Source organism: Paenibacillus plantarum (assembly GCF_013141695.1).
In the GTDB taxonomy this organism is placed as follows: domain Bacteria; phylum Bacillota; class Bacilli; order Paenibacillales; family NBRC-103111; genus Paenibacillus_E; species Paenibacillus_E plantarum.
The window spans coordinates 113,825-130,709 of record NZ_WHNY01000059.1 but is presented as its reverse complement, the minus strand read 5'-3'; the positions used below and the strand labels follow the sequence as shown (position 1 = coordinate 130,709).

The 16,885-nt window shown below is 45.0% G+C and carries 15 protein-coding genes; 12 read left to right on the top strand and 3 right to left on the bottom strand.

Annotation, left to right across the window (positions count from 1 at the left end; translation table 11 throughout):
* Positions 1 to 84 precede the first annotated feature (84 nt).
* From GC096_RS18195 to yajC, 4 genes are read left to right on the top strand one after another with little or no spacing between them, the layout of a single operon-like run.
* On the top strand, positions 85 to 2,295 hold the full coding sequence (locus GC096_RS18195; protein ID WP_171632114.1) for a SpoIID/LytB domain-containing protein: 2,211 nt from the start codon (positions 85 to 87) through the stop codon (positions 2,293 to 2,295).
* Between the two features lie 9 nt (positions 2,296 to 2,304).
* Positions 2,305 to 3,384, top strand: a complete 1,080-nt coding sequence (gene queA, locus GC096_RS18190; RefSeq protein ID WP_171632112.1) for a tRNA preQ1(34) S-adenosylmethionine ribosyltransferase-isomerase QueA — start codon at positions 2,305 to 2,307, stop codon at positions 3,382 to 3,384.
* A gap of 49 nt (positions 3,385 to 3,433) precedes the next feature.
* Positions 3,434 to 4,573, top strand: coding sequence for a tRNA guanosine(34) transglycosylase Tgt (tgt, locus tag GC096_RS18185; RefSeq protein ID WP_171632111.1), 1,140 nt, complete (start codon positions 3,434 to 3,436; stop codon positions 4,571 to 4,573).
* 15 nt (positions 4,574 to 4,588) lie between these two features.
* Positions 4,589 to 4,897: a preprotein translocase subunit YajC gene (gene yajC / locus GC096_RS18180; protein ID WP_056610408.1), complete on the top strand. Its 309-nt coding sequence runs from the start codon at positions 4,589 to 4,591 to the stop codon at positions 4,895 to 4,897.
* Between the two features lie 61 nt (positions 4,898 to 4,958).
* Here the strand turns inward: yajC and GC096_RS18175 are convergent, their stop codons facing one another.
* Together GC096_RS18175 and GC096_RS18170 are read right to left on the bottom strand one after the other, a co-directional pair.
* Entirely contained in the window at positions 4,959 to 5,798 is an 840-nt protein-coding gene (locus GC096_RS18175; RefSeq protein WP_171632109.1) for a phosphatase PAP2 family protein, read from the bottom strand.
* Between the two features lie 96 nt (positions 5,799 to 5,894).
* Positions 5,895 to 6,275 (bottom strand): TIGR04086 family membrane protein, encoded by a 381-nt coding sequence (locus tag GC096_RS18170; protein ID WP_235549783.1) that lies wholly within the window; start codon positions 6,273 to 6,275, stop codon positions 5,895 to 5,897.
* 111 nt (positions 6,276 to 6,386) lie between these two features.
* Here GC096_RS18170 and GC096_RS18165 point away from each other — a divergent pair, with 111 nt between their 5' ends.
* Both GC096_RS18165 and GC096_RS18160 read left to right on the top strand, forming a co-directional pair.
* Positions 6,387 to 7,715, top strand: coding sequence for an ArsB/NhaD family transporter (locus tag GC096_RS18165; protein WP_171632107.1), 1,329 nt, complete (start codon positions 6,387 to 6,389; stop codon positions 7,713 to 7,715).
* Between the two features lie 104 nt (positions 7,716 to 7,819).
* Positions 7,820 to 8,506, top strand: coding sequence for a DUF421 domain-containing protein (locus GC096_RS18160; RefSeq protein WP_171632106.1), 687 nt, complete (start codon positions 7,820 to 7,822; stop codon positions 8,504 to 8,506).
* 11 nt (positions 8,507 to 8,517) lie between these two features.
* Here the strand turns inward: GC096_RS18160 and spoVB are convergent, their stop codons facing one another.
* Positions 8,518 to 10,083 carry a stage V sporulation protein B gene (gene spoVB / locus GC096_RS18155; protein ID WP_171632105.1) on the bottom strand — a complete coding sequence of 522 codons (1,566 nt, stop codon included), beginning with the start codon at positions 10,081 to 10,083 and terminating at the stop codon, positions 8,518 to 8,520.
* A 203-nt stretch (positions 10,084 to 10,286) separates the two neighbouring features.
* Here spoVB and GC096_RS18150 point away from each other — a divergent pair, with 203 nt between their 5' ends.
* The 6 genes from GC096_RS18150 to GC096_RS18125 all read left to right on the top strand — a co-directional run bounded on the left by GC096_RS18150 (position 10,287) and on the right by GC096_RS18125 (position 16,860).
* Positions 10,287 to 10,571, top strand: a complete 285-nt coding sequence (locus GC096_RS18150; protein WP_235550377.1) for a post-transcriptional regulator — start codon at positions 10,287 to 10,289, stop codon at positions 10,569 to 10,571.
* 101 nt (positions 10,572 to 10,672) lie between these two features.
* Positions 10,673 to 11,905 (top strand): protein translocase subunit SecD, encoded by a 1,233-nt coding sequence (secD, locus tag GC096_RS18145; protein ID WP_171632148.1) that lies wholly within the window; start codon positions 10,673 to 10,675, stop codon positions 11,903 to 11,905.
* Entirely contained in the window at positions 11,895 to 12,821 is a 927-nt protein-coding gene (gene secF, locus GC096_RS18140) for a protein translocase subunit SecF (RefSeq protein ID WP_171632103.1), read from the top strand. Before secD ends, secF begins: the two co-directional genes overlap by 11 nt.
* A gap of 65 nt (positions 12,822 to 12,886) precedes the next feature.
* Complete coding sequence (locus GC096_RS18135) at positions 12,887 to 13,837, top strand: cation diffusion facilitator family transporter (RefSeq protein WP_171632102.1); 951 nt, start codon at positions 12,887 to 12,889, stop codon at positions 13,835 to 13,837.
* Positions 13,838 to 13,903: 66 nt separating this feature from the next.
* Positions 13,904 to 16,351, top strand: coding sequence for a single-stranded-DNA-specific exonuclease RecJ (gene recJ, locus GC096_RS18130; RefSeq protein ID WP_171632100.1), 2,448 nt, complete (start codon positions 13,904 to 13,906; stop codon positions 16,349 to 16,351).
* Positions 16,348 to 16,860 carry an adenine phosphoribosyltransferase gene (locus GC096_RS18125; RefSeq protein ID WP_171632098.1) on the top strand — a complete coding sequence of 171 codons (513 nt, stop codon included), beginning with the start codon at positions 16,348 to 16,350 and terminating at the stop codon, positions 16,858 to 16,860. Before recJ ends, GC096_RS18125 begins: the two co-directional genes overlap by 4 nt.
* The last annotated feature ends 25 nt before the right edge of the window (positions 16,861 to 16,885 follow it).

Sequence of the window (16,885 nt, the reverse complement as noted above, 5' to 3'; positions counted from 1 at the left end):
TTTTTCAGCGAATAAACAAAACTTCTGTCTCTTGCTAGAGTCTACATTACTAGATAATAGCGTAAGAAAGGATACGATACCTTTATGTTTGGAAGACATCAGCTAGTTAACCCAAAGCGAATTGCCATCATAACGGCAGCTGCACTAACGTTTACAGCCACTTTATATGGAGGATCAGAGGCGAATGCCGATGGGATTAAGCATTTGGATCAGATTCGTGTTGCCCTTGTCATTAATGCTGCCAAATATAAGAAGATAGAACCACTAGTTTCACTCTCATCGCCAGGTGGATTTGATATTGACGTGCGGAGCTCAGCGAATACAGAGGCGAAGCCATGGGCCTCCATTTCGGATACAACGATTCGGATGTCATTAGATCAGTTTAGTGTGATGATGCTGGAAACGTCAGACTTCACTACGGCTAGGACCTTGAACGGCAAACTGGCAGTAATGGCAGAGGAAAGCTTCGTGTTAAGTCGTACCAAGCTTGGCAAAATGGTGTACCAAGTGTATTACGGGAATCTGCCTACGCAGGCTGAAGCCGAAAATGCAGCAGCTGGGGCATTGAAGGACCCCACAGTTGCTACGTTAACGAAATCGGGTGCACCAGTGGTCAGTGGTCCGCTCCATTTGAGTGCGGGGACATATGCATCAGAGGCCGCAGCACAGCAGCAAATCGCCGTGTACACGGGGGCTGGTGTCCAAGCTGATCTGGTTTTACAAGCGGATGGCGCCGGCAAAGTGGCCTATAGTGTTTGGTTAGGGAGCGAGGCAACGGATGCCAAGCTTGAGCTAGTAAAGCAAGCTGCATTGAAAGCTGTACCCAATACGCCTCTCCAACCAGCGAATACGAAGGCAGCCTACTTAATCCGCAGATCGGATGCAACCAGCTCAAGCAACCCAGCAGCTGCTGTGGCTCATTATGTGACTGCGGTTGGTGAGCAGAAAACAGTGATTCATCCTAAGAAACAGGGGATCGCTGTGAAAGAACGCATGGACCGCAGTTTCCGTGGCGACATGGAGATTAGTACGTATCACGATCGATTAGCATTGGTCAATGAAGTTCCTATGGAACAATATTTATATGGCGTTATTGGTGCAGAGCTTAATTCACAATGGCCAGCAGAAGCGCTGAAGGCTCAAGCTGTAGCTGCGCGCACGTATGCGATCGTTCAAGGAAACAAGTATGAGATTGCACAAGTAACGGATACAACGCTTGAACAGGCCTACTATGGCATTGAAAAGGAATTTACTGCTGGCAACCTAGCGGTGGATGCAACGAAGGATGAAGTGATTTCGAATAAGCGCGGCTTAATATCACCTGTATTTGCTTCTAATGCGGGGGGAATAACAGCAGATTCTACGGAGGCTTGGGGCAATTCGGTTGATTACTTGCGAAGTGTTGCTAGCCCGGATGAAGGCGCTGAACAAGGCAAAGCCATTTGGTATCAGATTCAACTGACAGACGGCAGAATCGGTTTTGTACATAGCATGTATGTGAAGGATAGTGGACAGAAAGACAAGGCAGGTAAAGCTATTTACGAAGCTACAGAGGCAGATGTTAATGTACGGGTAGCACCTTATGTGGATAATGTTGCGAATCCTGCCATAGCTAAACTTGCAACTAAAGAAAAAGTTGTCATCCTTGGTCAAGAGAGAGAATCGAATGCTTACTCTTGGATAAGAGGACCTTATAGCTTAAGTGAAATCAAGAGTAAGCTTGAAGCTGCTAAGATTCCCATCAACGGTGAATTGACTTCACTGGAAGTTTCCAAGAGAGGCCCGTCTGGCCGAGCAATCGAGTTGAAGGCGAACGGTGTTGTCGTGAAGGTGGACAATCCGGACGCTATTCGGGCGGTGCTGGGTGGTTTACCGAGTACGCTGTTTGAAATAGAAGGTGCAGGCAGTTATACTGGTACTAGCCCATCTGTTTCAAATGGTACCAGCATTGCGATCTTGAGCGGCTCAGGCGTGGTTTCGAGCAGTTCACCATCCGACAGCGTCTATGTGTTATCCGGGAAACAAACGCAGCCAACAGCTGTGAAGAAAACGGATTTAATGACGCTTAGCAGTACGGGCATAAGTAAGCCCGTGTTGACAGGCACCTCAACATCTAGCATCCCATCTAAAGGCTCAACAACCTTTCAAGGAAACCAAATTATTTTCCGTGGGAAAGGTTTTGGTCATGGCGTAGGCATGTCGCAATGGGGGGCAAAAGGCTTTGCAGAAAAGGGCTACGATTACAAAAAAATACTTCAGACGTACTTTACTGGGGTCAACATAACGAAGGAATGAATAACTAACATGGAAGTACAAGCATTCGATTTCGAATTACCTGAATCTTTGATTGCCCAGACGCCGCTGCTAGAACGCACGGCGTCTAGATTGCTTACACTGAACAAAGAAACTGGCGAGACCGCTCATCGCACTTTTGAAGATCTGATAGCCTATGTAGAAGCCGGGGATTTACTCGTGATGAATGATACACGAGTCATTCCAGCACGGCTTTTTGGTATGAAGAAAGACACGGGAGCTAAAGTGGAGTTATTGCTGCTTAAACCGCTTGGCGAGGATCGTTGGGAAGCATTGGTCAAGCCAGGGAAACGCATGCAGCTTGGCTCTGTTGCGGTATTCGGCGCTGCGGCTGACGAAAGTGGCGAGCCTCTATTAACTGCGGAAGTCGTTGAAGTTGGCGACATGGGAGCTCGTATTCTGCAATTCCAGTATACAGGAATTTTCAATGAAATCCTGGATCGATTGGGCGAGATGCCGCTTCCACCTTATATCAAGGAGCAGCTATCAGAGCGGGAACGATATCAAACGGTCTATGCGAAGCACGAAGGATCATCTGCCGCGCCAACAGCAGGCTTGCACTTTACGGCTGATTATTTGGAGAGACTGAAGGACAAAGGTGTCCGACTAGCCTTCGTGACGCTGCACGTAGGTCTAGGCACTTTCCGCCCTGTGTCTGTGGATAAGATCGAAGATCACCAGATGCATGCTGAATATTACATTTTATCCGAAGAAACAGCTGCATTAATTAATGAGACGAAATCAGCGGGGAAACGTGTTATTGCGGTTGGAACAACATCTGCACGAACGTTGGAGACAGCAGCTGGTTTAAGCCTCGAACAGCCAGGCTACCAAGAAGGCCAACCTTTACTCATTCAGCCTTCTCAAGGCTGGACGTCCATTTTTATTTATCCTGGCTACACGTTTGGTGTCGTAGATGCGTTGTTAACGAATTTTCATCTGCCGAAGTCAACATTGCTTATGCTCATTAGTGCACTGGCTGGTAAGGCCAATGTGATGCGAGCCTACGAAGAAGCTGTGAAGGAAGAGTACCGATTTTTCAGCTTCGGCGACGCCATGTTGATTTATTAAATCATCCGATTGAACAAGAAAAGCAAGCTTAGAATAGGAAGTGGATATCATGACAGCAGCAGTAACATATGAATCGATTAAAACCTGTAAACAATCCGGCGCACGCTTAGGCCGCGTTCACACCCCGCATGGCGTTATCGAAACGCCGGCGTTCATGCCTGTAGGTACACAGGCAACTGTAAAAACAATGAGCCCGGAAGAATTGAAAACGATGGACGCTCAAATTATTTTAAGCAACACCTACCACTTATTCATTCGTCCTGGACATGAGATTGTGAAAGATGCTGGCGGGTTGCACAAGTTCATGAATTGGGATCGACCGATCCTGACGGACAGTGGTGGATTTCAAGTTTTTAGCTTAAGCAATATGCGTAAAATTACGGAGGAAGGCGTCACATTCAAATCGCATTTGAATGGTGATAAGTTATTCCTATCTCCAGAGAAGGCGATGGAAATTCAGAACGCACTGGGTTCTGACATCATGATGGCCTTCGACGAATGTCCGCCGTTTCCAGCGGAGTACGAATACGTGAAGAAATCACTGGAGCGTACGACGCGGTGGGCGGAGCGCTGTCTGCAAAGTCATGCGAGACCTCAGGATCAAGGCTTGTTTGCGATCATCCAAGGTGGTATGCATGAGGATCTACGCAAGCTGAGCGCGGAGCAGTTGACTTCCATGGATTTCCCGGGGTATGCTATTGGTGGACTGAGTGTAGGTGAGCCTAAGCACTTGATGTATGAAGTGCTAGATTATACGACACCACTTATGCCTGCGAATAAGCCCCGTTATTTGATGGGGGTTGGCTCGCCGGACGCATTGATTGAAGGCGCTATCCGAGGCATTGATATGTTTGATTGTGTATTACCGACGCGGATTGCTAGAAACGGGACTTGTATGACAAGCTCGGGTCGTCTAGTTATTCGTAATGCGAAATACGCAACGGACTTCGGCCCGCTTGATGCCAAATGTTCTTGTTATACATGTACGAATTACAGTCGCGCCTATATTCGACATCTCATCAAAGCAGATGAAACATTCGGGATTCGCTTGACGACGATTCATAACCTTCACTTTCTACTACAGCTTATGCGTGAAGTTAGAGAAGCCATTAAGGAAGATCGATTACTTGATTTTCGCGATACCTTCTTTGCCGCTTACGGGCTGAATGATAATGAAAGAGGATTCTAAGAGAGGAGGATACCTATGTTTCTAGCTGAAGAAGGTACCACTGGTGCAGTAGGATATTTGTATACATACGGACCTTTAGTGCTTATGTTCGTAGTTCTGTACTTCTTACTTATTCGTCCACAGCAAAAAAGACAGAAAACACGTAGTCAAATGCTCGGAGGATTGAAAAAAGGGGATAAGGTTGTTACGATTGGCGGTCTTCATGGCACGATTGTAGAAATCACAGATGACATTTGCGTACTTCGTGTCAACGATGCAACGAAAATGACTTTTGATCGCTCTGCAGTTAATGCAGTTGCACAAACGCCTGCTACTAAGGAATAAGTTAACAAAAAGCGAGGTCCTATAATAGGCTCTCGCTTTTTATTTGCATATATACTTGACATTAATATTCGTTATTCTTTACAGGGCGTTTAAGGAGTGCACGCTCACCAAGGATAAGACGACCTTCAGCAATGCGCAGACCCATCCGAGCAGCTACGACACCGAGTACGACACCAGCACACATATCAGACAACCAGTGAATGCCTAGATAGAAGATTGTGAAAATAATAAAGGCTGCTGAGCAGGGCACGAAAATTTTCCAAAACGTGTTTCGGCTTTTCACCGCGATGACGGCCATTGAAACGGATATGGATGTGTGCAAACTTGGGAAGCAATTATCGAGTCCAGATAATGGTCTGTAATCTTGCTCGAAAGTTGGGAACACATCTAGAATTAGAAGATCTACTTTAGGATGGAAGAACCATACTTCGTTTACCGGGAAAAAGAGATAGAACGGAATGGCAATCATATAGTTGAACATCAGTGCATAACAGACCGCATAGAAAAGTTTATGATTCTTCTGATACGTGTAAATCGCAATCGAAGTGATCATAATCGATGGGAATATAATGACATAGAAATAACTACATACGACCGTAAGAATATCATTATGGAAAAAGTTCTGGATCGTCGCGACAAAGTCACCCTCAATGCCATAGATCGACTTCGTGAAATCGGCTTTGTATTGCATGCCTTTCTCAATGGCCATCTCCATCTTGTTAAACATGAGGATCATCAGCAACGCGATGAAATGAAAAAGGAACTTGCGTGAAGTAAATATTTCATGAACTAAGCTACTGGCAATGGTGTATGGGCTCTTTCGTGTTGCAATAATTACAAAAGCGAAAATTGTTAGTACAATATAAACTGTCGCATGCGTCATAGATTGAAAAGGGCTCAAGTTGTATCCCCCTATATATTGGAAGTTTTGTGCGGCAATAACTATGACATTATACCACATTCAACGGGGGGGAAGTGCAATCTTCACGGAAAAGACTTATTTCTGAGTATTTACACCAAGTATGCCACCGAGCGCCCCAGATGCGAATAAAATGCCAAGCAATTGAAGGGACTGAAGATTCAACCCTGCATCGAATGCCAGAAAACCGACTAAGAAAATGAGAATGAAATAGAAGACGCCGACCATGCCACCGTGATACCAGCCGCGGTTACCGGCCCGTTTACCTGAAACCCATCCTCCAATAAATAAGGAGACCGCGTGGATGATGGTTGTTAAAGTGTGTAAGGAACTTTCTTGTGTGCTGGTTAAAAGCAAAAACAAGGAGGTCACAATAGTTCCAATGGTCATCATACTAAATGAGTACACAAGTCCTGAAAATAATGGCGATGTTATTCGAACCTGACTGACCGTTTTCATAGGGTTCACAGGCATCATTCCTTTCCTATATTCGAACGCTTCATTATCATCATTGTATGGCCAAGCACATAGAATTAGTACAAACTATAGATCAAAGGAGTGTGATTATTTATGACTGAATTCTCTCAAGGACCGGTGATGTGGCAAGCAGTAGCGGCGTTGCTTATTTTTGCAGCTGCTTACGTTTGTATATTGATTGAAAAATGGGATCGTATGTATACCGCACTTGGTGGGGCTTGTCTGATGCTGATTTTAGGCATTGTTCCGCTCCAGAAAGCACTAACAACTTACGCGAGTTGGCCGATTTTAATCTATCTCGTGAGCCTGTTCATCCTATCAAGCCTATTTCAGAAAACTGGCATTATTTCGTATCTCGTAAGTTCTATTGTTCGAAAATATCGCATGCGGGCACTTACAGTTATCATTAGTCTCTCGCTGCTAGCGGCGCTGATTTCTGCGCTATTGGATAGTTTAATGGCTGTTGTTGTGATCGTTCCTTTCATCATTATTGCGTCTAGAAAAATGAGGTTGCTGCCGGCACCATTTCTAATCTCGATGTTATTATCCGTACATATTGGCGGAGCAGCAACGATTATGGGGAATATACCAAGCCGTATGCTGGGGGCGTCAGGGCATATTTCGGCGGGGGAAATGTTCATTAAATTGTTTCCTCTGATTTGCTTGCTGTTAGCTGTCGTTTATCTCATTATGTGGTTGATCTATCGAAAGCGCTTAGTAGCGGCTGAAGCACACATGCGTGAGCTGCTAAGCATAAAGCCAAGCTCCTATTTATCTCCCAATAGAGAATTCGTCTTGGGAAGCAGCATCATTACAGGGTTGACCCTAGTTGCGCTATGTCTTCATGGTGTACTAGCATGGAGTCCAGCCTACATTGCTGCCTCCGGGGCTATTGCTTTACTTGCTATGAATTACAAAGATATTTTTGAGGTAATTAGAACAAAGGATTATGGTGCGGTATGGCATCACTTGAAAGAAACACAATGGCTCTTTTTCTTGGGACTCTTCATCATGGTTGGGGGCTTAACGTATGCAGGTTTTTCAGGTTTTATTGCAAATCGCGGGCTAGAGTTAAGCCAAGGGAGCATCCCGTTCTTATCCATTTTATTGTTATGGCTGAATAGTTTTGGTACAGCGATGATGGATAATATCCCATTCATTGCTGCGATGATTCCGATTGTTGATGGGATGGGGCAGCTTGTAGAGACGTCAATTCAGCCAATGTGGTGGGCGCTGATCGTCGGAAGCGGGATCGGAAGCGGTGTGACACTCGTGAGCTCAATCGCGAGCTTGTACGCGGCATCTTTTACCTATCATGACGGTGTAAAGTTAAAACAAAGTGAGTATGTGGTGGTTGCTGCTCCGATTTGTTTCGTGCTGCTCTTGCTTTCTACGTTATATTTCAAATTATTCTTGTTGTAATTGCCAACAATTGAATACGTAATATCTGCATGATGAGGTGCATACGCGGTCAGAATACCAGTGAACTCCGAGAACAAGCTAGAGCTTAGATCAGGGAGGTTGCGATGGAAATTCTGACCATTTTTTTGCGTACGGTGCTTATCTATTTTGTTGTTTTTCTCATGCTTCGTATTATGGGAAAACGTGAAATTGGTAAGCTTTCGCTTTTCGATCTAGTCATTTCGATCATGATTGCGGAAATTGCCGTGTTCGTGCTTGAGGACGTGAAGAAGCCTCTTGTGTCTGGTATTTTACCTATGGGGACTCTGGTGCTTATTCAAGTTGTCATTGCCTATATTACGTTGAAAAGTCGTACCATTCGTGTGCTTTTCGACGGGAAACCGAGTGTGCTCATCAATAAGGGAATGATCAATCGAAATGAAATGAAGAAGCATCGTTATAATTTAGATGATCTGATGCTGCAATTGAGACAAAATAAAATTATGAACGTGGCCGATGTGGAATTTGCGATCTTGGAACCTTCGGGGAAGTTAAGTGTAGTTGAGAAAGATAAAAATGAAAAAGAGACAGGGGCAGAGGTAACGAAATTAAATAATAAGATACGTTACGAAGGCTTGCCGCTGCCTCTTATTATGGACGGTAAAGTACAAGATGAAAACTTAGAGAAAATTGGTCAAACGAGGTTTTGGTTGAAAAACCAGCTCCAAGAACAAGGGGCCAGGGATTTTAAAGAAATTTTCTACTGTTCGATTGATCATCGCGGCAGAATGTTTCTTGATCGCAAGAGGTGAGTCGCTGTGTTTCAACGTATTATTTTTTTGCCCATATTCAGCAGGCGACCGATATCTTTCAGACTGATGAGTCGGAAAACCGTAATGAAAAAGATATAGGAAAAGAGCCCTAACAATAAGGAGGAGACAAATCGAATCCAGGTCGCGGACACCCAAGGTGTGTACATAATGAAATAACAAACAACACCTGAAAGAAGCATGGCCGCGCCAATTTTCCCAAAACTGCTGCCTTCCATACGGAATTTGAGCAGGCGAACGACACTATTCCAGTGTAACAGTGTAACCAAAACGATATTCACATTGATGGCGAATACAGCGCCGTGTATGCCCATTTCAGGCTTACTAGCCAACCAATAGATTAAGAATAATTTGACTGTTGACCCAATTAACGTGTTGATTAGAGCAGCTCCAGGCTTGTTTAATGCTTGTAAGGCAGATTGCAGCGGAGCTTGAAAATAAATGAATATTGCGATCGGTGCCATCATCTTAAGCATGCTACTAACATCAGGCTGATTGTACAGATACTTGCAAATCGGTTCAGCGAGTACAAACATCAATACTGAGAATGGGGCACCTGTCACTAAAGCGAGCTTTAACGATTGATGCAAACGCATGTGGATGGTCTTGAGGTCTTTGCGGGCGGCAGCTTCGCTTAATGAGGGAATCAGAGAAACGGATAATGACATGGTGAGCGCACTCGGTAGAAGGATGATGGGAATGATCATACCTTGTAAGGCTCCGTACTGGGCGGTTGCAAGTGATGTGGTAATGCCGGCGATCGCCAAGCTTTGAGCAATTAAGATCGACTCCAATAAGTAGGAGCCAGCACCAATGAGTTTGCTTCCTGTGATCGGGATCGAGATACGTAAGATTCTGCGCAGATTGGAGAGTCGACCTGTTGTTTTCTTCGTTCCTATTTGAGCAATTGGAGGCTTGGGTATGGCTTTTTTATCCCATCTAAAATGAATGGCCAATACAGCTAGTCCGCCAATTTCGCCTGCTAAGACGCCGATCATCGCACCTGCTGCCGCATATTCGATGCCATAAGGGATCATCATATAGGAACAAACGAGAACCATGACAATACGAATCAACGTTTCCATGATTTGTGAGGTCGCGGTAGGAATCATATTTTGTCTGCCTTGAAAGTAACCACGATAGACAGCAGAAACGCCAATTATGGGTATCATTGGGCTCATACATAGGAAAGTATAGTAAACGCGGGAATCCGTCAGTAAATGAGACGTGATCCATGAGGCTCCTAGCAGGCAGACAGCTGTAAAAATGAAGCTAAGTGATATCGTGATGGCTAGAGATATGCGTAAAATGCTGCGAATCCGGGTCTCATTCTTCTCGGCTTCTGCTTCTGCAATCAGCTTGGCAATGGCAACGGGAATACCTCCGGTAATGATCGTTAAAATAACGGACAGGAATGGCCAGCCCATTTGATAAATACCAATGCCTTCAGCCCCGATCACGCGCGGTAAAGTCATCCGGGGTATGAAGCCAAGTATGCGATTCAAAATGCCTGCGGCGAGCAGGATCATTGTACCTCTAATAAACGACTGCTTGGTCACTGCCATACCCTCTTCCGATAATGTCATACCTATGACTATGCGCGAGCTGTCCAAGCTCATGCTAAGATTTTATGGACAAGTGCGCATTTGGCAGGAATTTCCGAGGTGGCTATCGAACTATATAACATACAGGTAAAACGAATGCCCTAGCTTATGCTTACGTAGATAGTTTTGCTAAAGCAAAACTTTTAGGAGGATCCCTCATGAATGACGCACAGGATAACGGAAGTGAAGAAGAGCATCCAGGTATGTCAGATCAAGAACTGAATGAAATCATCGAAAGTTTGTGTTTGAGCAAGGTTGAGGAGTTTATTCTTCTTGGGTACGAGCACGTTACAGGCAAGGATATATGGGATTGTGTAAGTGATAAGTACCGCAAAACCGGGTTGCCCTCTCTCCATCAAATCGTAAATGACATTTTGTCTCTCAAATCTACAGCGTTTATGAACTGGATGACGATTAGTATGTATAGAGGAGCCCAATTCTAAGAATGGGCTTATTTTTTGCGTGAAACGACTTAAATTGACTCGTTTTTCAGACCTGAGTATAATAGGCATATTGAGTATTGAAGGGAGACTAGCAACAGATGCTGGATTGGAAAAGAATTTCGTTCTTTTTTCTAACGGTTGTCATTGTTCTTGGCGCAGTTGGAATAACGAGCCCTGGGCTTGTAGATCGTATTAAGCTTGGATTGGATTTAAAAGGCGGTTTTGAAATATTGTACACCGCAGAGCCGCTTACGGCTGGACAGCCCCTAACGAAGGAAACGCTTACGGAAGCTGCAAAAAGTCTTGCTAAACGTGCGGATTCTCTTGGTGTTGCTGAACCAGAGGTGTACCCAGAAGGATCGGATCGTATCCGTGTTCGTCTTGCAGGGGTTGAGAACGAAGAAGAAGTTCGTACTCTGATGTCCAAACCTTCTGTGCTTACATTCAGAGGTCCTGATGGAACGGTTTACATGAACGGAACTGACTTCGTCGAGAACGCAGCGAAATTAAGCTATGATCCGAATACGAAGCAACCGATCGTTGAGATCAAAATGAAAAGCAGAGAGAAATTCAAAGAAGTAACAACGAAGCTGGTTGGCAGCACGTTGTCTATTTATTTGGATGATGTCGTGCAATCCACAGCGTCCGTTAATTTCCCAATTGACAGCGACTCCGCAATCATTACACAAACGAACGTTGCCGAAGCTACCAAAGTAGCAAAGATGATTAATTTGGGGGCTATGCCACTTAAATTAACAGAGAAATACATACAACGTGTTGATGCTACATTAGGTAAAGCTTCCTTGCATGAGACAGCAAGAGCGGGATTAATCGCTTCGATCTTAATTTTCTTGTTCATGGTGCTTTACTACCGAGTTCCAGGTCTAGTAGCGGCTTTCACTTTGATTACGTATGTGTGGGTTCTACTCGCGATCTTCGACTTTATGAATGCCACGTTGACGTTGCCTGGTATTGCTGCCCTAGTATTAGGTGCGGGGATGGCCGTTGATGCGAACATTATCACATATGAAAGAATTCGCGAAGAAATCCGTGCAGGCAAGAGTATCCTTTCCTCCTTGAAAGCAGGGACGAAACATTCCTTCCGTACGATTATGGATGCGAACGTAACGAATTTAATCGCGGGTATCGTGCTGTATTATGTAGGTAACGGTGCTATTCGCGGATTCGCAGTTATTACGATGATGAGTATTATTATCAGTATCTTAACGAACGTGTTGTTCTCCAGATGGCTGCTACATCTTATTATCCGGGGTAATTTGCTGAAAAAGCCAAGTTATTTCGGTGTGAAGGAGGCAGACATCCGTGGACTCTAAGCAAAAGTTCGATTTTGTAAAAAATCGCAATAAATTTTTCATCATATCTGCCGTAGTTCTTATCATCGGGTTAGTTGTTATGTTAACCTCAGGCATGAATTTCGGTGTCGATTTCAAAGCGGGAACGAATATCGATCTTGTTGTCGGTAAGCAGATGGATAGTGCGAAGGTAGAGGAAATTTTGCATGGCTTGAACACCAGTGGTGATGTAAAGTCGAAATATGCGGATCCTACAATTGGTGGTAACAATAGTGATCGTGTGTCTATCCGTTTCGATGACGTGCTGGACGATGCGACGGTGAACACAATCCAAAAAGCTTTTGCAACAGCCTATAGCACAGAAGTTTCGAAGGAAATTAACACCGTGGATCCACAGCTTGCTAAAGAGTTATTGCTGAAAGCTGTCTATGCTGTTGCGATTTCCAGCGTACTCATTTGTTTGTACGTCAGTATCCGTTTTGAATGGCGTTTTGCCTTGGCTGCGATTATCGCTATTCTGCACGATGCGTTCATCGTTATCGCGATGTTTGCCATTTTCCGCTTCGAAGTGAACCTTCCGTTCCTTGCGGCAGTGTTGACGACAATCGGTTATTCCATTAATGACAAGATCGTTATTTTTGACCGGATTCGTGAAAACCTGCGCTTTGCTAAACTGAAGACAGATGCAGATCTAGTAGCACTCGTTAACGACAGTATCTGGCAAACGATGGCACGTAATATTAATACCGTACTCGTCGTGTTAATTGCCGCAGGCTGTTTGTATCTGTTCGGAAGCGAGTCCATTAAGTTGTTCGCTTTGGCCAAGTTAATTGGTTTAACGAGCGGTGCCTACTCCTCCGTCTTCATTGCATGTTCCTTGTGGTATTTGTTCAAAAGAAACTCCTTATCACGTTCTAAAAAGAAAGTTGCAGCGTAATAACCATAATAACCGGCCGCGTGATTGTTGCGCGGCCTTTGTATCCGTTCAGGGGGAATGTCCACGTGAATGATGAGGGATTTCGTAAGACAGAATACGCGCTTTGGTCAGCAATACTTGTACTTACCGTGTTGGCTTGTCTGATGGGGATCGTTGGCTTTCAAGCACATAGTAATTCTCTGATCGCAGCTGCAGCGCAGTCGGGAGCAGGAATTTGTGTAGTTGCTGCTGCCATCAACAGAGTAAGGACAATGAGAGTGCAGCTTGCTGGAGCTTCTTTCCGGGGGTTGGATCCACAAATTTTAGTCGGTTCTCTACTATTCATTGTCTTAATCTTATTGATTGGTGCTGAAGTAGGCGTTATTACGGTTAAATCCTTGATCAACCAGGTCAAGTATGATGCTACTATGACGACCTTCGCTGTTCTCGTTCTTTCGCTGCTTGCGAAGGAAGCGATGTTCCACTTCTTAAGTAAGCTGGGCAAGCAGTTAGGTTCTGAGGAATTTATTGCCAATGCACGAAGACGCCGTTCCGATATATACTCTTCTTTTGTGGTCGTTGCTGGTGTGCTCTTGACGATGCTGGTTCAAGCGATCGGATTTAACGCATTTTCTTACGTTGACACAAGTGCTGGACTCATTGTTGCACTTTTTATAGGTATAATGGGATTCTCGTTAGTCAGCAAAACCATTCCTACACCAACAGAAAAAGTACTTCACCAAGAAGAGGCAGCTGATTTCGTTAAAGCTGTTCAGAAGATTCATGGTGTGATTACGGTTGATGATTTGAACGCGAGAGAACATGGGCATTATGTTGTCATCGACATGACGATCAGTGTGAATCCTAGGCTTTCCGTTTGGGAAGGACATGAGGTGTCTAAGAAGATTAAACAACAGCTGATGAAGCAATATCATCATGTATCGCATGTATACATACATGTAAATCCTTACGATGCAGGTTATCCCTATAAGCAGGCAGATGTGGAAGCAAGTGAGCTGCCGTCTGTTTTACACTAAATCATTGTTTTCGAAGATGACGTACCGTGAAATTTTCATAGGAAAACACCAAGGAGGAGCCACCAAGTGCTAGCACCGAAGGCAAGATGGAACATTGGAAATGCGGATGAGGCGCTTGTTGAAGAATTTGTTCGTGAGCTGCAGTTGGATCCCTTGGTAGCCCGTATTCTAGTTCTTCGAGATATTCGCAGCGTGTCTGAGGCCAAACAATTTATGCAAGGCGGCGTCGGTGATTACCATGATCCCTATTTGTTAGATGGGATGCTGCCAGCAGTGGAGCGTATTCGCAGAGCCTTACACAATAAGGAATTCATTCGTATTTACGGCGATTATGATGCAGATGGAGTAAGCAGTACCTCCTTAATGGCGCATTTGTTAAAAGGGTTAGGGGCGCATTTCGATACCTACATTCCACATCGGATTCGTGAAGGCTATGGATTGAACCGTGCTGCAATGGACTTGGCCAAGGAACAAGGTGTCCAGTTGCTTATCACGGTGGATACGGGAATAAGTGCCCTTGATGAAATAGCGTATTGCCATGAAATTGGTTTAGATGTCATTGTGACTGATCATCATGAACCGCCAGAAGTGCTGCCTGATGCCCTAGCGGTGATTAATCCTAAGAAGCCTGGCTGTCCGTATCCTTACAAGCTATTAGCAGGTGTAGGTGTGGCATTTAAGCTTGCACATGCGTTGCTGGAACGATTTCCAGAGGAACTTCTTGAGTTCGCGGCTCTTGGAACCGTTGCCGACCTTATGCCGCTCACAGGTGAGAATCGGTTGCTTGTGAAGATGGGTCTCGCGCGCATGCAGGATTCCAACTATGTTGGGTTTCGTTCACTGATTGGTGTGTCGGGCATTGAACGGAAAGAGATTACGGCAGGTCACATCGGTTTCTCGCTCGCTCCGAAAATTAATGCGAGTGGTCGCTTAGAAGCGGCTGACATTGCTGTCAAGCTGCTGACCACAACCGATGAAAAAGAAGCGGAGCAAATTGCCTTCGAATTGGATATGCTGAATAAAGAGCGTCAACAAATTGTTGAGGATATGGTTCAAGAAGCGTTTGCAATGGCTGAGGAGCAGCGAGCGAAGGGCTTGGATAAAGTCATTGTCGTAGCCAAAGAGAACTGGAATGTTGGTGTCGTCGGGATCGTAGCTTCCAAGATTGTGGAGAAATACTATCGACCTACGCTGGTACTAAGCATTGATCCGCAGAAGGGTATGGCCAAAGGCTCTGCACGTTCCATTGCTGGCTTTGATTTACACAAGGCCTTAACAGCTTGTAAGGACCTGCTGGACCACTACGGTGGTCATCAGGCAGCGGCTGGGATGAGCTTGGATAGCAGCCATCTGGAAGCTTTCGCACTTCGACTAAATGAGCTTGCAGCGGTAACGTTAACGGATCAGGACTTCGTACCTGTATTACGGGTAGATAATGCGTGCAACTTAGCTGATGTCCCGATTGCAAGCATTGAGGGGCTAGAATTACTGGCACCATTCGGAATGGGGAATCCATCGCCTAAGTTCATGTTCACGGATTTAGGACTAGAAGATATTCGGACCATGGGCAAAGAAAAACAGCATTTGAAGCTGGGGCTATCTCAAGCTAAGGAAGAAGTTAGCTGTACGGTAGAAGCCGTAGGCTTTGGTAAAGGTAGTTTAGCAGCATTAATTGCTCCCTCGGCCAAAGTAGATGTCTTGGGCGAGCTCTCGATAAATGAGTGGAATGGTGTTCGAAAGCCACAGATCATCATGCAGGATCTGCGAATCCCGCACACGCAGGTATTTGATTGGCGTGGCACGGGACAATTGCACCTGAAGCTTGCAGCGCTTGTGAGCAATCTCTCAGCGGGACCAGCGGCGCCACTACGCTCTCCCGGAATCGTGCTGTTTGATGAAGCGGATGCAGCGTTGTATCAAACCGTAGCTGTACAAGTCGGACATCAAGTGCCGTATTGGATCGTGCAGGATACTGGGCAAGTAAGGCCAGCCAATGAGGCTGCGAACGGAGTGGCGTTCGACGAGCTGCAAGATGTCATTCTGTACACGTTGCCCCGTCGTATTGATAGTTTGAAATCAGTACTTCAACAGGCGACAGGGATGATGCGGTGCTACCCTGTATTTGCTGAGCTAGGGCAGGATAGCGGCAATACGTTGCCTTCAAGGGATATGTTCAAGATGCTCTATGGCACCTTGCAGAAGGAGAAATCACTTCAACTCCAAGATACCAGAATGATGACATCTTTCAGTAAACGGTCAGGATTATCACTCGGAATGATTCATTTTATTTTATCTGTTTTTGAGGAATTAGAATTTGTCGTAAAACATGATAATATGGTTACATTAAGTGCCACTCCGGCCAAACGAGATTTAACAACATCACGATTGTACCAGCATCGATTGCATCGTCAAGAAGTTGAAGCCATTGTCATGTATTCTTCAGCGAAAGAGCTGGAGCAATGGATCGCTGATAACATAATAAAAACAGAGTTTACATTGGAGGAAATCATATGAATTTCAAAGATTATATTCGCGTTATCCCGGATTATCCACAGCCAGGCATTCGTTTTAAAGATATAACAACGCTGTTGCAGAATGGCCCTGTGTACAAAGAAGCGATCGAGCAATTAAAACAACTGATCCAAGACAAGGAAATTGACGTAATTGCAGGTCCGGAAGCGCGTGGATTTGTCATTGGTGCCCCTCTAGCTACAGCACTCGGCGTGGGCTTTATTCCAATTCGCAAAAGCGGCAAATTGCCTGGCGAAACGATCGAAGCGGATTATGCCCTTGAGTACGGCAAAGATAAGCTAGCTATGCACAAGGATGCGATTAAGCCTGGACAGAAAGTGCTTATTGCAGATGACTTGCTTGCAACAGGCGGAACGATTCAAACATCCGTTGATTTGATCAAACAGCTTGGTGGAGAAATCGTCGGAGCTGCTTTCTTAATCGAGCTTACGTACTTGGACGGCCGCAGCAAATTCGAAGGTTTTGATGTCGTTTCACTTGTTCAATATTAAGACAGGGTTGGAGAATCGAATGTTC

What these genes read in the sequence shown, in the direction of transcription:
- GC096_RS18195 (WP_171632114.1), top strand. Translation starts at nt 85, where the DNA reads ATGTTTGGAAGACATCAGCTAGTTAACCCAAAGCGAATTGCCATCATA.
- queA (WP_171632112.1), top strand. Translation starts at nt 2,305, where the DNA reads ATGGAAGTACAAGCATTCGATTTCGAATTACCTGAATCTTTGATTGCC.
- tgt (WP_171632111.1), top strand. Translation starts at nt 3,434, where the DNA reads ATGACAGCAGCAGTAACATATGAATCGATTAAAACCTGTAAACAATCC.
- yajC (WP_056610408.1), top strand. Translation starts at nt 4,589, where the DNA reads ATGTTTCTAGCTGAAGAAGGTACCACTGGTGCAGTAGGATATTTGTAT.
- GC096_RS18170 (WP_235549783.1), bottom strand. Translation starts at nt 6,275, where the DNA reads ATGAAAACGGTCAGTCAGGTTCGAATAACATCGCCATTATTTTCAGGA.
- GC096_RS18165 (WP_171632107.1), top strand. Translation starts at nt 6,387, where the DNA reads ATGACTGAATTCTCTCAAGGACCGGTGATGTGGCAAGCAGTAGCGGCG.
- GC096_RS18160 (WP_171632106.1), top strand. Translation starts at nt 7,820, where the DNA reads ATGGAAATTCTGACCATTTTTTTGCGTACGGTGCTTATCTATTTTGTT.
- GC096_RS18150 (WP_235550377.1), top strand. Translation starts at nt 10,287, where the DNA reads ATGAATGACGCACAGGATAACGGAAGTGAAGAAGAGCATCCAGGTATG.
- GC096_RS18125 (WP_171632098.1), top strand. Translation starts at nt 16,348, where the DNA reads ATGAATTTCAAAGATTATATTCGCGTTATCCCGGATTATCCACAGCCA.